This window comes from Roseiterribacter gracilis, assembly GCA_018332375.1.
Classification (GTDB): Bacteria; Pseudomonadota; Alphaproteobacteria; order BOG-932; family Roseiterribacteraceae; genus Roseiterribacter; species Roseiterribacter gracilis.
Map to the genome: position 1 here is coordinate 1,989,640 of BOPV01000001.1, position 14,235 is coordinate 2,003,874.

At 63.8% G+C, this 14,235-nt stretch carries 8 protein-coding genes; 2 read left to right on the forward strand and 6 right to left on the reverse strand.

The window, feature by feature from the left end:
* Window positions 1-57: 57 nt before the first annotated feature.
* From TMPK1_RS09885 to TMPK1_RS09900, 4 genes are all read right to left on the reverse strand, one after another.
* The gene (locus TMPK1_RS09885; RefSeq protein ID WP_420242830.1) at window positions 58-3,009 is read right to left on the reverse strand and encodes a TonB-dependent receptor plug domain-containing protein; all 2,952 of its coding nucleotides are present in this window, start codon (window positions 3,007-3,009) and stop codon (window positions 58-60) included.
* Window positions 3,010-3,355: 346 nt separating this feature from the next.
* Window positions 3,356-6,373, reverse strand: a complete 3,018-nt coding sequence (locus tag TMPK1_RS09890; RefSeq protein ID WP_420242831.1) for a TonB-dependent receptor domain-containing protein — start codon at window positions 6,371-6,373, stop codon at window positions 3,356-3,358.
* A 408-nt stretch (window positions 6,374-6,781) separates the two neighbouring features.
* Window positions 6,782-8,404 (reverse strand): aminotransferase class I/II-fold pyridoxal phosphate-dependent enzyme, encoded by a 1,623-nt coding sequence (locus TMPK1_RS09895; RefSeq protein WP_420242832.1) that lies wholly within the window; start codon window positions 8,402-8,404, stop codon window positions 6,782-6,784.
* 3 nt (window positions 8,405-8,407) lie between these two features.
* Window positions 8,408-8,875 carry a hypothetical protein gene (locus TMPK1_RS09900; protein ID WP_420242834.1) on the reverse strand — a complete coding sequence of 156 codons (468 nt, stop codon included), beginning with the start codon at window positions 8,873-8,875 and terminating at the stop codon, window positions 8,408-8,410.
* A gap of 209 nt (window positions 8,876-9,084) precedes the next feature.
* Between TMPK1_RS09900 and TMPK1_RS09905 the strand changes: the two genes are divergently transcribed.
* Together TMPK1_RS09905 and bla are read left to right on the forward strand one after the other, a co-directional pair.
* Window positions 9,085-11,247 carry a winged helix-turn-helix domain-containing protein gene (locus TMPK1_RS09905; RefSeq protein ID WP_420242835.1) on the forward strand — a complete coding sequence of 721 codons (2,163 nt, stop codon included), beginning with the start codon at window positions 9,085-9,087 and terminating at the stop codon, window positions 11,245-11,247.
* Between the two features lie 81 nt (window positions 11,248-11,328).
* Window positions 11,329-12,321: a class A beta-lactamase gene (gene bla / locus TMPK1_RS09910; protein ID WP_420242836.1), complete on the forward strand. Its 993-nt coding sequence runs from the start codon at window positions 11,329-11,331 to the stop codon at window positions 12,319-12,321.
* A 28-nt stretch (window positions 12,322-12,349) separates the two neighbouring features.
* Here bla and TMPK1_RS09915 read toward each other — a convergent pair whose 3' ends face one another.
* The gene (locus tag TMPK1_RS09915) at window positions 12,350-13,678 is read right to left on the reverse strand and encodes an NCS2 family permease (RefSeq protein ID WP_420242837.1); all 1,329 of its coding nucleotides are present in this window, start codon (window positions 13,676-13,678) and stop codon (window positions 12,350-12,352) included.
* Between the two features lie 73 nt (window positions 13,679-13,751).
* Window positions 13,752-14,195 carry an HU family DNA-binding protein gene (locus tag TMPK1_RS09920; RefSeq protein WP_420245642.1) on the reverse strand — a complete coding sequence of 148 codons (444 nt, stop codon included), beginning with the start codon at window positions 14,193-14,195 and terminating at the stop codon, window positions 13,752-13,754.
* Between the last annotated feature and the right edge of the window lie 40 nt (window positions 14,196-14,235).

Sequence of the window (14,235 nt, forward strand, 5' to 3'; positions counted from 1 at the left end):
AAAAATAAGGGGCTGGCCTTGCGGCCAGCCCCTCGTGCTGTAGCGATGCTGCGTGACTTAGAACTTCACGCGCACCCCGCCGAAGAAGGCCCGGCCCGTGACGCTGAACGAAGCATTCTGTTGCGTCGTGTTGACCGGGTTGCCCAGACCGGCGGGGAAGTTGCCGCCGTTGAACACGCCCGGGATCTGCGGTGGCTTTTCATCGGCAATGTTGGTGATACCGCCGAAGATCTGCACCTTCCGCCACGTATAGGCGGCGTAGACGTCGTGAAACCACTGCGACGGAACCGTGTTGGGATCGTAAGTCGGTTGGCCAGGCAGCGTGTTGTACAGGCTGGTGGCACCGCGATACCGCGAGGTCCAGGCGAAGCTGAAATCATCGATGTCGTAGATCGCCCGCACCAGACCCTGCACCCGCGGATAGCCAAGCGTGCCCGCGAGATATTGCGTCTGGGTCGGGTCTTCGATGAACGGCATCAGCGTGTGCCGCGGCGTCCAGTTCCAGTTCGTGTTCAAGGACAGCGTGCTGCCGTTCTTGAGGCCGAGCGCACCGAGTTCGACGATATAGTTCAGGTCGAAATCCATCCCCTGGAGCTTTTCAAAGCCCGCATTGACGTACGGCGTCTGGATCGAATCCAGCGAACCGTCGGGACGGCGCGAGACGAACGAGCAGTTGGTGCCCACATCGTAGCAACCATTCGCGATCGACGTGGCGTCAGGAATGACGACCGCGTGCTTCACACGAACTTGGTAGTAATCGACCGTCGCGGTGAAGCGCGGCAGGAAACTCGGCGTAAACACCGCGCCGACCGTGACGCTGCGACCCGTTTCCGAATCCAGCCCAGGGTTGCCGGTGATGTTCGACGCCGCCGGTGCGACCGTCGTCGCATCGAATCCGACCGGCACGCCCGCCGCACGGCAATTGCGCAACCGCGTTGCGCTTTGGTTGATGAACTGCACCGAACATGGGTCGGTGATCGAGATGAAGGACTGACCGCCCGACGAGAATAGTTCGTCGCCGTTCGGTGCACGAACCGACTTGGCAAAGCCGCCGCGGAACTTGATGTCGTCATTGACAGCCCAGGTCGCCATCAAGTTCCAGGTGTAATCGCGTCCGGTCGAGGAATAATCCTGCGCCCGGATCGCGCCGTCGATGTCGACCGCCTTGGCAAACGGCAAGTCGCGCAACACCGGCACCGCAGTTTCAACATAGAATTCACGCGTCGTGTACGAGCCGACCGTGCCACGCGTGCCGGTATTGTTGCCAAACAACGTATCGGCCGGACGAATCTGCAGCGGGTCCGGCTGCGAGTTGGTCTTTTCCATGCGCCATTCGACGCCCGCCGCGAAGCTCAACGGCGCGACCGTGCCGCTGAACGGCGTTGCGAATTTGAACAAGTCGCCGGTCACGTTGGCTTGCGCATCGTGCTCCTGCAGCAAGTCGTCTTCATGGGTCAGAATGTACGAGTAGTTGAACTGCTGCGACGTCAGCCCGCCGACTTTGAACGGATTGATCGGCACGCAGCCATTGGTCGGAACCGTCAAGGTGCTGCGGCAGACGACGGCGCCGGTAGTCGGGCTGATCACCGCATCGAGCTGATCGTTGATGTTGGCGGTGATGCGGTCGGTGTTGAGGAACGTCACTTTGTTGCGGCCATAATTGTACGACACGTCGTACTTCCAGCCGTTCGAGAACAGACCGTCGATGCCGACGACGGTCCGCAGCACGTCGTAATTGTAGTTCGAGCCGCGCTTCGACCAATCGTCGTTCGACCGGGTCAACTGCACTGCGTTGAGACCGTTCGTGGTCAGCAATGCGCGCAGGTCGCCGGGGATGAACGGGCTGGTGATCGGAACGTTGAGCGCCGAACGCGCCGTCGGTCCGATCGTGCCGTTGACGTGGGTGCCGTTGTCGAACGCGCCGTGTGAGTTGGCGTATTTGACGTCGGCGAACACGTTCACCGTCTTCAGCGGTCCAAGATCCTCGGCGACGCGATAGCGCCCGACCATGTCGGCGACATAGCGGATGTTCGGCGTCTGCAGTGGCAACGTGTTGGCGGTGGTGTTTTGCCCGTCGCCGCCGATCGAGAGACCGGTATTGCCCGGAACCAACGTGCCGCGATTGAACGGAATCAGACCCGACCCGTCCGGTTTCAGTGCGAATGTATAGCCGGGATTGCGGCCGATCGGCGTTGCGACGGTCGGCGCACCGCTGGCGGCAACGCGCGAACTGACGGTGCAGCCGATCTGCTTGAAGTCGGTTGTCGTACCGGTCGTCCAATTCTGCGCGCACGTCGCGTAGTCGCGTTGGTCGGCATAGATGCCGGTCTGGCGCGCATAGTCGAACGCCATCGTCACGTTGCCGCGATCGCCGCCGAAATTGACGCCGACGATGCCGTCGAGATTTTGCGTGTAGTGGCCGCCATGCTGCGCGCCACCGATCTGGGCGTCGAATTCAGCGCCTTCGTAATTCTTCTTCATGATGAAATTGACCACGCCGGCGACGGCGTCGGCGCCGTACACGGCCGACGAGCCGCCGGTCACGATGTCGATCCGGTCGATCAGCAGCGGCGGAATGGTCGAAACGTCGACATTGCCGGTGCCGCCCGAATTGTTCACGCCCGACAGGCTGCCGATGTGACGGCGTCCGTCGACCAAGGTCAGCGTGCGGTACGTTCCCAGCCCGCGCAAATTGATGTGCTGCAGGCCGGCACCGTTCACGTAGCGGGCGTTGTTTTCCGGTGTCGAGTTGTTCTGCGTTTGCGGCAGCTCGTTCGCGACTTCGATGACCGACGTGGCGCCGGTGATGCGGATCTGCTCGCCGCTAACCACCGAGACCGGATTGGGTTGCGTCAGGTTGGGGCGCGCGATGCGCGAACCGGTGACGACAATCTCTTCAGTCGCTTGTTGCTGCTGCGCATGCGCGGCAATCGGCGCCAGCACCAACGGCGAAATGCCGAGTGCAAGCCACGTCTGCCGCGATCGTAGATGTCCCCTTTTGGTGCTCAATTTGATCTCCCCAAAAAGCCTGCGCCTGCGCGCAAATGTTGTGTCTCGACGTCGTGGTCGACTTCGAGATGACCGAACTAGGAGAGAGCTGCAGCTAGGTGACAATCACCGGATGCACTTCACGCACGTCACCAGCAGAGAAGCGTGCGATTGCAGCAACAGATCGCGGAAATTCGCGTCAACCGGCGCGATGAAACCGTGGTTTCCGCGTAACGAAACCGACCTGCGGTTTTTGCTGTGACTGTTTGCGCATATGCGCGTCGCGACAAAAAAAGGGGCTGGCCTTGCGGCCAGCCCCAGAGTTGTTCCGTTCGATCCTTCGTAGGATCGAGCGGCGTCTAGCTCATTAGAATTTGATCGTCGCGCCGGCGAAGAACGCACGGCCGATTGCATCGTACGAACCACCGCCGCCGGTCGTGACCGGGAACGTCGAGAACGCACCACCCTGATACGAACCTTGGAACAGGAACGCGAACTGGGGAGGCTTCTTGTCGGCGAGGTTATTGATGCCGCCAAAGAACGTCAGGTTACGCCAACGATATTTGGCCGACACGTCGTGGTACCAGAAGGTCGGAATGCGATCGAAATCCGCCACTTCGTTCGGCGCATTCGGGAACATTTCCGACTCGCCGACAAAGCGGCTCTGCCACGTAACCGACAGCGCATCCCAATCCCAAACAGCGCGGAACGCGCCCTTGAGATGCGGATAGCCGACGGTGCCGCCGCGATACAGCTTCGACGACAGATCGACCGGGTTCTGGATGATGACGTTTTCCGGATTCCACGAACCGTCGAAACCAACGGTCATGTCGCCGTAGTTCTTCAAGCCAACGCGGTCGAGGCCGAACGAGTAGGAAATGCCGAGGTCAACGCCGCGGGTCAGTTCCTTACCGATGTTCTGCACCGTGCCGTTGACGCGGAAGAGCAGCGGGTTTGCGCCCGGACGACGCTCAAGCAGCGCGCACGAAGCCGCAACACCCTGGTCATAGCAGTTCGAGATGATCGAAGCCGCCGTCAGAGCCGACTGGCCCTTCGTGATACGGACCCACCAGTAGTCGGCAGTGATGTTCAGGCCCGGCACGAAGGTCGGGGTCAGAACGACGCCAGCGGTAAAGGTCGAACCGATTTCCGGCTTCAGGTTGAGGTTACCACCGGTGCGAACCGACGGAGCCTGTGAACCACGCGAGTCGAAGCCCACCGGAATACCGTTGGCACGGCAGTTCGCCGCACGGTTCGGTGCACCGCCGATGTTTTCGACCGAGCAGACGTCAACCACCGCGAGGAAGTTGTCGGCCGGCGGTGAGAACAGGTCGTCGATGTTCGGCGAACGAACCGCGCGGGCAACGCCGCCACGGATCTTCACGTCGTCATTGACGGCCCACGCCACGCGCGCGTTCCAAGTGTTGGCCGAACCTGTGATCGAGTATTTGGAATAGCGATAGGCGAGGTCGAGGTCGACCGCCTTCGCGAACGGCAGGTCACGCAGGACCGGCACGCCCAATTCCAAATAGGCTTCGCGCGACGTGTACGAGCCGACCGGACCGGTCAGGCTGTTGCCGAAGATGAAGCCAGTGCCCTGCTGCTGCAGGAAGTCACTGTTGTCGCGCGACGCTTCACGGCGCCATTCGACACCGGCAGCGAAGCTGAGCGGCGCAACCGTGCCCGAGAACGGCGTACGGTACTTGAAGATGTCACCGGTCAAGTTGGCACCGGCGCTCTCTTGAACGAGCACCGAGATTTCCTTGGTCAGGACGTTGGCGTAGTTGAACTGCGCCGCCGAGAGCGGACCAACCTTGAACGGGTTGATCGGTACGCAGCCTGCAGCCTGCGCCGCCGGGTCACGGCAGACGATGTTGCCGGTGGCCGGATCGACCGCCGCATCGATCTGCTGATTCAGACGCGCAGTGACGCGGTCCTTGTTGGTCAGCGTCGTCTCGTTGCGACCATAGTTGTAATAGCCTTCGTACTTCCAGCCGTTGGCCAGTTCACCGTTCAAGCCGGTGACCGAACGGAACACCGCGTATTCGTATTTGAATTCGCGCTGGCCCGACCAATCGTTGTTCAGACGCGTGAAGTCGAACGTGCCGGCGCCGGTGATGCCGGCAGCAGCGAGTGCCGCACGAGCGTCAGCCGGAAGGAACGGGTTGTCGGCGCGCGCGCGCAGCGAGCCCGTACCTGAAATGCCGTCCGTACCGTTACCGGTCGGCGAAGCACCGGTGCCGTTGGTGAACGGCGTCGATTCCGACGAGCCACGTGAGTTCGAATACTTCACGTCGGCGAAGAAATTGACCGTCTTCACGAAGCCGAGATTTTCGGCCAACTGATAGTTGATCAGCGTGTTGGCAACCGTACGCAGGTTCGGCGTACGCAGCGTGAGATACTGCGACGTTTCTGCACCGTCACCGCCGATCGCGGTCGCGTCACCAAACGACGTCGTGCTGCCCGGCGTCGGCCGGTTCAGCAGGAAACCACGGTTGAACGGGATGATGCCCGAGCCATCCGGCTTGAACGTCACCGTCAACTGCGAACCCGGGCCCGAAAGCGCGGTCTTGATCACCGGCGCGCCGCTGGCGGCGACAACCGACGACACGGTCGGACGCAACGACACGCGGTCGAAGATGCCGTCGTTCGAATTGCCGTTGAGCGGGTTCGGCGTCAGGGTGATGTTCTGCGTTGCGAAGTCACGATCGCGGCCGAACAGACCCTTGTCGTTGTTGTAGTCGAAGCCGAACGTGATGTTGCCACGGCCGCCGCCGACATTGATGCCGAAGATGCCGTTGGTGTTGAACTCGTGATAGCCGCCGTGTTCCGACGTCTTCACCTGCGAGGTGATTTCGGCACCTTCGTAGTTCTTCTTCAAGATCACGTTGATGACGCCGGCGATGGCGTCAGCACCGTAAACGGCCGAGGCGCCGCCGGTGACGACTTCAACGCGGTCGATCAGGGTCGGCGGAATCTGGTTCAAGTCGACCAGCGAGGTACCGCCCGAGCCGTTGCGGCCCGACAGCGAGCCAACGTGACGCTTACCGTCAACCAGGGTCAGGGTGCGGTATTCACCCAGGCCGCGCAGGTTGGCGAAGGACACACCGGCGCCGTTCACGAACCGGTTCGACGTCGACAGCGTCAGGTTGTTCTGCGTCTGCGGCAGCTGGTTGACGATGTCGATCGTGCTGGTGATGCCGAGCGACTGGATGGTTTCGGCATTGACCACCTGCACCGGATTCGGCTGCGTCAGGTTCGGGCGCGCGATGCGCGAACCCGTGACGATGATTTCTTCCTGCCCCGGCGCTTGTTGCGCCTGCGCAGCGAAGGGCGCCAGCGCGAGCGGCGATATGCCGATCGCGAGCAAGGCCCGGAGTGACATCCGGTATCCCTTATTCGTTCGCAAGTTTGTTCTCCCAGAGATAACTGCGCCTGAAACGCAGCAATTGACCCGGACGCCGTCGTGATGAGGGCCCCGATGCCGATCACTAGGATTGAGCGTCCGACACTAGACAATTGCGCATGGCGTGCGCGGCGCGCGGTCGGTTCGCAGCGTTCCTTAGCCGCAACAGATCCCGTGAATTCGGCGAAGTTGGCGACTCGAACCCGTGGTTTCTTTGCAACGGTTCTGACTCGCGCGCCGGAAAAACTTCCGAGAGCCGCCAGTCAAGAATCGCATGCGCAAACGCACGCTGTCGCAATCGACAGCGTACGTAGCGCAAATGCTCCGAGCGATTGCACCGAGTGCACGCGCGCGATTGTACGCGCCGCGTGACTCGATCGGTGTTGGTTAGTCGGCTTGGCGCAGCGTGCGCGCCAGCTTGATTGCGGCTGCTTCGGTGCGTTTTGCGGGCGTGCCCGCAAAACCTGCAACGAGACCGGTTTCGTGCCCGATTGCAGCGCGTGTGGAAATTGCTTGCACGCCGACGCCAGCAGCGCGACACGCATCAGCAACAGCGCGATCTTGCGCGATCCCTGGAATCATCACGCGCAAACCTTGGCTGTGCGGCACCAACAATTGTTCCGGACGTCCACCACCGAGATCGAACCCGGTCTGGAACGCGGCGAGTCGCGCCGAACGTTCGGCCAGCGCACGATCGAGATGCAGCCCGTGCATCGGCGAACCCATATATTCGGCGAGCGTCGCCTGCGTCGGCATCGGCACCGGCTCGTCCCACAGGCGCAACATCGCCAGCAGCGGATCGACCAGACTGTCGGGCGCAATGATCCAGGCGCAACCAAGCGACGGGAACATCAACCCGTCGAAACCGCCGACCTGCACGACGCGATTGCCGTTATAGGCGGGATCGCCGGCGTCGCGTGCAACGCGAATTTCGCTTCGCGTGTGATCGGCGATGATCCACGACCGCATCTGTTCCGACCAGGTCGTCAACGCATTCCAGCGTTCCGGCGACATAACCGAACCGCGTGCGCCATCGAGCGGGCGCACGATCGCAAGCTTCGCGGCCGGCGCACGCGCTTCGCCGTCGGCGACGACAATGCCCTTGTCGTCGCCCGGAACGCCGACTGCGCGCGCCTGCGCTGCAGCCAGCGCCGCCAGGTGACTCGGTTCGCCCGGCGTTTCAATCCACGCCTCGTTGCCGATTTCGAGCAGCGCCGACGCAACCAGCGACAAGGCGCGATGCGGCCCGCGCACGATGATGGTGCGATCGGCGGTGGCGTCGATGCCGAAGGTGCGGCGGGCGTAATCGGCGATCACTTCGCGCAGCGGCCGAAAGCCCGCATAATCCGCGGCGCGCAACACCGACTGTCCGGTCAATTTGGCGATACGATCGTGCAGGCGCATCCAGGTCGCCAGCGGAAACAGATCGAGCGGACCGTCGTCCGGCGTCAGCGGCAGGCCGAGCGAGCTGGGCGGCGTCGAATGTTCGAGCGCGGCGACGACGCGGCGGGCGAATTCACCGCGGCCGATTCCGTCGCCGCTGCTTTCACGCGCGGCTTCGTTGGCGGCCAGTGCCAACGGCACGCGCCAGGAACGACCGTCGCGCACCAACAGACCTTCGTCGCACAATTTCGCATAGGCCGCCGCGGCGCGACGCGGCGCGATGCCGAGAATGTCGGCCAAGGTCGCTTCGGCCGGCATCTTCGCGCCGGGCGCAACCAACCCGTTCAGAATGGCACCGCGAAACGCGCGCGCGATTTGCGGCAAGGGTGCGCCGCGCGTCAGGCCAGTCAGCGCATTGGCGATCAGCAGCGAATTGTCGGTTTCGAAGGACGAAGCCGAGCTCCAGCCGCTGCGCGGCTCGCTATCCAGGCCGACGCGTTCGATTCGCTCGGCCACCACGCTTTCGGTGGCGCGGAGCAGACCACCGCGTGCCGCTGCGGGCACTTGGCTCGCATGCGGGCGCATGTCGCTTTCGGCGGTGCGCACGGGATTGGCGGTACGGATCATTGGTCAGCTCCGGAGAAAGGCAGCAGCAAGACGAAGCGGCGGACGGCTGGCGGCATCGCGTGCCGCCGGCAAAGCGACATCGAGCGCGCGGGCGCAGCGATGGAGTTCGGCAAGCAGCCGGCTTGGTTCGGTCGAGGCCGGCAGGCTGAGATGCGTCGTCAGCGCGCGCAGGCGTGCGTCCCAGACGAAGCCGATTCCGGCTTCATGGCGCTGCAGCGCGGTGAGCAAGGGCGTCGGCGGGGCGAGGCGCACATGCGCCGACGCGCACAAGGTCAGCTCCCCGCCCGCCAGCGTAACGCGGCAGGTCAGGTCGTCATGCTCGCCCTCGTAAACGAGCAGCCAGGCGGTCGCGTCCGGATCGCGCGACCAGCGCCAGCATTCGAGATCGAAGGCGCGCTCGACCGCGCGCAGGATCGCGTCGGTGCGGTCGGCGTTGGTGCGGTTGGGGGAGCGGGAATCGAGCAGCCACATGCGAGGGCAGTGTGGTCCGCGCACCACGCTCAACCGATGTCGGCGGGCTGCGCGCGATCCGGCCGGACACCGGCCGGTATCCGATCTTTTACGGAAAGCTTGGATTTTATCGGGTGGCCAAGTCGTCCTAAGTGTGTGGTGCTGGACCCACCCATCAACAGCGACCAGGTTAGCCCCCCGAGAGCGGGCTCGGATTTGAGGACGGATTTATGAGCCTGCGCTCACCGCGCGCCGATCATCAGCTTAGCGGACAACGGCCGGACGACCCGGTCGAGCTGTCGCAAGAGCTGCCGTTCGACCTCGACGGTTTGCGCGTCGAGCCCAGCCTGGCGCGCGTGCTGTTGCCGACCGGCGCGGTGCATCAATTACAGCCCCGCGTTATGCAGGTGCTGATCGCGCTCGCACGCCGCGCCGGCGAGACCGTTTCGCGCGACGACCTGATGCGTGCCTGCTGGGGCGAGGTCGTGGTCGGCGAAGACGCGCTGACGCGCGCCGTGCTGCGCTTGCGCAACCTGTTCGAAGAAGCCGGCGGTGTTGTCTCGATCGAGACGGTGCCGCGCATCGGCTATCGCCTGAACGGCACGGTCCAGCCAATCGCGCGCGCGACGGCCGACGCGATCGCGGACGCCCCTGCCCCCGTCGGGACGATGCAAGTTCGCCGCGTCTGGATCGCGGCCGGTGCAGCGGCCACGATGGTGGTCGCCTTTGCGGCAGCGGTGCTGCTGTTGCGCCAGCCTGAATCGGACAGCGCCGACACGAACGCGTTGCGCCTGACGCCGATCACCTTCGAGCCCGGCATCGAATCGGAACCAGCGCTGTCCCCCGACGGCGGTCAGCTTGTCTATGTCGGCAACGATCCGAACGCGAAGCGGCGCGTCTTGCTGCTGCGCTCGACATCGGGCGGCGACCCGGTCGCGCTGACCGACGAATATGCCTACGCGCCTGCCTGGTCGCCCGATGGCGGCCGCATCGCCTACGCCAAACGCAGCGCGACCTCGGCATGCCGTCTCTATGTGCGCGCCGTACCCGGCGGCACCGAACGCGAGATCGGGCAATGCACCGGTCCGGGCCTCACTTCGCTGACCTGGACGCCGAACGGCAACGGGCTGATCTACGCCGATCGTGCTGCCGACGGTCTGCTACGCCGCTTGATGCAGCGCGATCTGAACGGCGGTGCGGTGCAGGCGCTGACCTCGCCGCCGTCGCTCGAAATCGGCGACGAGCATCCGTCTCTGTCGCCCGACGGCAGCCGTATCGCTTTCGTGCGCGTGCACCAGATCGGCAATGAAGACGTCGCCGTGATGGATCTGGCGAGCAAGCAGATCACGACCTTGTTCACGCGCGCCGACTCAATCGAAAGCGTCGCCTGGACCGCCGACGGAAAATTCGTTCTGGCGACCGGCTATGGTCCCAACGGCGCCGCCTTCTGGCGCATCGATGCAGCGACCGGCGCGCGCAAATTGCTGATGAGCGGCATGCGCAATATCGGCATGGTCACCAACGCGCGTTTGAAAGACCGCATCGTTCTTGAAACGGTGACGCGGCGCGAAAACCTGACCCTGCTCGACATATGGGCCGACGGCCGCATCAGCGAGCCACGGCCGATCCTGGAATCAAGCTCGCGCGACCGGACGCCGAGTTTTGCACCCGACGGCAAACGTCTGGTCTTCGTGTCGGACCGCGGCGGTCGCGCCGATTTGTGGGTCAGCGACCATCCTTTCACCAACGCGCGCCGCCTGACCGAATTCAATGCCGGCGAGGTCGTGGCGCCGACCTGGTCGCCCGACGGCGCGCGCATCGCCGTTGCGGTGTCACGCCAGGGCGGCATGCAGCTGCTGACCGTCGATGCGCGTACCGGCAATACCAGCATCGTGTTCAGCGACCGCACGATCTTCAATCCGATCTGGGGCCCAAACAGCGACGCGTTGTATTTCCTGCACAAGAACGAATCCGGTTGGGACCTGCAACGCGTTGCAGCCGACGGCAGAGGCGCGCCGTCGATCGTTGCGAAGAACGTCCAGTCGGCGATGCCGGGCATCGACAAAACGCATCTGATCGTGCGCACCAACGAGTCGGCCGCGTTTTACAAACTGCCGCTCGATGGCGGCGAGCTGGTGCCGCTCGACCCGCCGCCGGCCGATCTCGATCACAATCTGTGGACGACGCGACCGGGCACGATCTTCGGCATCTATCTCGCCGCGCGCCCGGAATTGCTGCGCATCGATGTCAGCACCGGCAAGACGCAAATGCTGGCCAATCCAAGCGAACTCAATTGGAGCGGCGGCATCGCGGTCAGCCCCGACGGTTCGCAGATCGTGCTGTCGAAAGTCCTGCTGCGCGAAAGCGACCTCAACCTGGTCGAGCTGAAATAGGCGCCAGGCGCGGCTCGCTCTGCCTTTCTTCGACCGCAATTTCACGGCTGTCTCGCGCGGAACCTGAAGCGAGGGCGGATCATGCGGGTGCGTGGCTGGTTGCTGGTGGTCCTGTGTGTCGTCGCAACGCCGGCCCAGGCCGGCTTTGACTCGACCCAGCTGCGCAACGCGCTGACCGCGCTTACGGCCCATCCCGGCAGCGGCCGGCTTGGGGTTGCGGTGCGCGACCTGGAAGACGGCAGCACGGTGCTGATCGACGCCAAGCGCCCTTTCCCGATGCAGAGCGTCTACAAGCTGCCCATCGCAATCGCGCTGCTCGATCGCGTCGATCGCGGCCGCATCGCCTTGTCCAAGACCGTGCATCTGACCCAGGCGCAACGCGCGCCCGGGCGCAGCCCGCTTGCGAAGCAGATCGGGCCCGAGGGACTCGACCGTACGATCGAACAGCTGCTCGAGCTGATGATGATCGAAAGCGACAACACCGCTTGCGACGTGCTGCTCGACGAAGTCGGCGGCCCCGCCGCGGTGCAGGCCGTGCTGCTGCTGAAAAGCCTGTACGGCGTACGCGTCGACCGCCCCGAAAAGCAGCTCCAGTCGGATTGGCAGGGATTGGGACATTGGCGTGCAGCGCTCTACGAAGACCGCGTGCGCGAAGCTGCGATCGAAGCGTTGCCGCCGCAGCGCCGGCAGATTGCGATCGACGCCTATCTGCGCGACCCGCGCGATACGACGACGCCGCAAGGCATGATGGACATGCTGGCGCGTCTCGCGGCCGGCGAACTTCTGTCGGCGGATTCGACCACGCGGCTGCTGCATCTGATGACGGTCAGCGTCACCGGCCTCAACAAGATCAAAGCGGGCCTGCCGCAGGACTGGGCGCTGGCGCATAAAAGCGGCGCCAGCGGCGAAGCGTTCGGCCTGGCACCGGCGGAAAACGACGTCGGGATTGCAACCGCACCCGACGGTCGCCGCATCGTGATCGTGGCGCTGCTGTCGGCGTCGCGCCTCAACAGCGAAGCGCGCGACAAGATGCTTGCCGATGTCGCGCGCGCTACGATCGCGGCATTACGCTAGTTAGCGTGGCGCAGCGCGCCGCGCGCGCTTATGCGCCGGCGGTCAGATAGACGAAGCGAACGACGAACAGCAGCGCCAGCACGTAGAGCAACCATTCCGACCGTTGCGCCTTGCCGCGCGCGATGCGCAGCAGCGCATAGGTCGTGATGCCGAACGACAGGCCGTTGGCGATCGAGAAGCTCAACGGAATCATGATCAGGGTCAGAAAGGCGGGAATGCCGATTTCGGGATCGTTCCAGTCGATCTCGGCCAGCGCGCCCAGCATCATGCCGCCAACGATGATCAACGCCGGCGCGGTTGCCGCGATCGGAATTGCGGTCACCAGCGGCGCCGCAAACAAGGCGACCAAAAACAGCAGACCGGTGACCAGCGCGGTCAGGCCCGTCCGACCACCCGCAGCAATGCCCGACGCGCTTTCGACGTAGCTCACCACGGTCGAGGTGCCAGCCAGCGAACCGACGATGGTTGCGGCGGAATCGGCAAACAGAATGCGGCGCAAGGACGGGATCGATCCGTCGGGATTCGTCAGTCCGGCGCGCTTGGTGACCGCGACCAGGGTGCCGACATTGTCGAACAGATCGACGAACAGAAAGACGAAGAAGATCTCGACCAGCCCGACGCCGATGCCGCCGCCGATCTGCAGCGCCGACGCGACATCGAGGTGAAACGCGGTCGCGGACATCGCAGTCAGATCGTAAGCGGCGCGCTGCGGCGGGATCAGACCAGCCGCCCACCCCGCCGCGGTGCCGACCAGAATGCCGATCAGAATGGCGCCGCGGACGCGCCATGCCTGCAGCACCATCGTCAGCAGCAAGGTCAGCACCGCGACCATCGTCGGCGGCGCCGACAGATCGCCCAGCGCAACCAACGTCGCTGGATGCGCGACGACGATGCCGGCTGCGTGCAAACCGATGAAGGCGAGAAACAGACCGATGCCCGCCGCGACCGCTGCAAAAAGCTGGCGCGGTATCGCCTGCACGATCAGTTGGCGAATGCCGGCGAAGGTCAGAAGCAGAAACGCGACGCCCGACAGGAACACGCAACCGAGCGCGGTCTGCCACGGCACATGCATGCCGATGACGACTGTGTAAGTGAAATAGGCGTTGAGCCCCATGCCCGGCGCCAGCGCGATCGGCACGTTGGCGAGCAAGCCCATCAACACGCAGGCGATGAACGCAGACAGGCATGTCGCTGCTGCAACCGCGGCAATCGGCATGCCGGTCGGCTGCAAGATCGCGGGATTGACCACGACGATATAGGCCATGGTGAGAAAGGTCGTAACGCCCGCCAGAATCTCGGTGCGCACGCTGGTATTGCGTTCGCGCAGGCGAAACAGGCGATCCAGATATCCGGTCATGGCGCCCCCAAAACGAAACGAGGCGACGAACTTGCGTTCGTCGCCTCGTAAAGCAACGCAAGCTTGGAGAAGCTTACTTCTTCTTCTTCATCACCGCTTCCTTCAGCGGCTTAGCCGGCGTGAAGCGCAGCGTGCGCTTGGCCGGAATCTTCACGGCTTCACCCGTTTGCGGGTTGCGGCCGATACGAGCGGCGCGGTCGCGAACGACGAAGCGGCCGAAGCCCGAAATGGCAATCACTTCGCCCTTTTGCAGGCGCTTTGCGACGTCTTCGAACACACCGGTCACGATCGCGAGAGCGTCTTTCTTGGACAGCTCGTACGTCGCGACGATGCCTTCCGCGAGATGACGCGGGCCGACGCGAGTCGGCTTGTCCGACGACTTGCTCGCGGCCTTAGCCGGAGCCTTCTTGGCGGCCTTCGCCGGAGCAGCTTTCTTCGCAGCCAAATGTCCCTCCCCGAAAAAGAAATAACGAAATAACGAATCCTCGGGACGGAGCATCACTGTCGGCGCGCGCACGTCAAGCAATTCCGCACGATTTCATGCGGGTTTTTTAAGC

Coding starts and splice junctions, on each gene's coding strand:
- TMPK1_RS09890 (WP_420242831.1), bottom strand. CDS start 6,373: ATGTCACTCCGGGCCTTGCTCGCGATCGGCATATCGCCGCTCGCGCTG.
- TMPK1_RS09895 (WP_420242832.1), bottom strand. CDS start 8,404: ATGATCCGTACCGCCAATCCCGTGCGCACCGCCGAAAGCGACATGCGC.
- TMPK1_RS09900 (WP_420242834.1), bottom strand. CDS start 8,875: ATGTGGCTGCTCGATTCCCGCTCCCCCAACCGCACCAACGCCGACCGC.
- TMPK1_RS09905 (WP_420242835.1), top strand. CDS start 9,085: ATGAGCCTGCGCTCACCGCGCGCCGATCATCAGCTTAGCGGACAACGG.
- bla (WP_420242836.1), top strand. CDS start 11,329: ATGCGGGTGCGTGGCTGGTTGCTGGTGGTCCTGTGTGTCGTCGCAACG.
- TMPK1_RS09915 (WP_420242837.1), bottom strand. CDS start 13,678: ATGACCGGATATCTGGATCGCCTGTTTCGCCTGCGCGAACGCAATACC.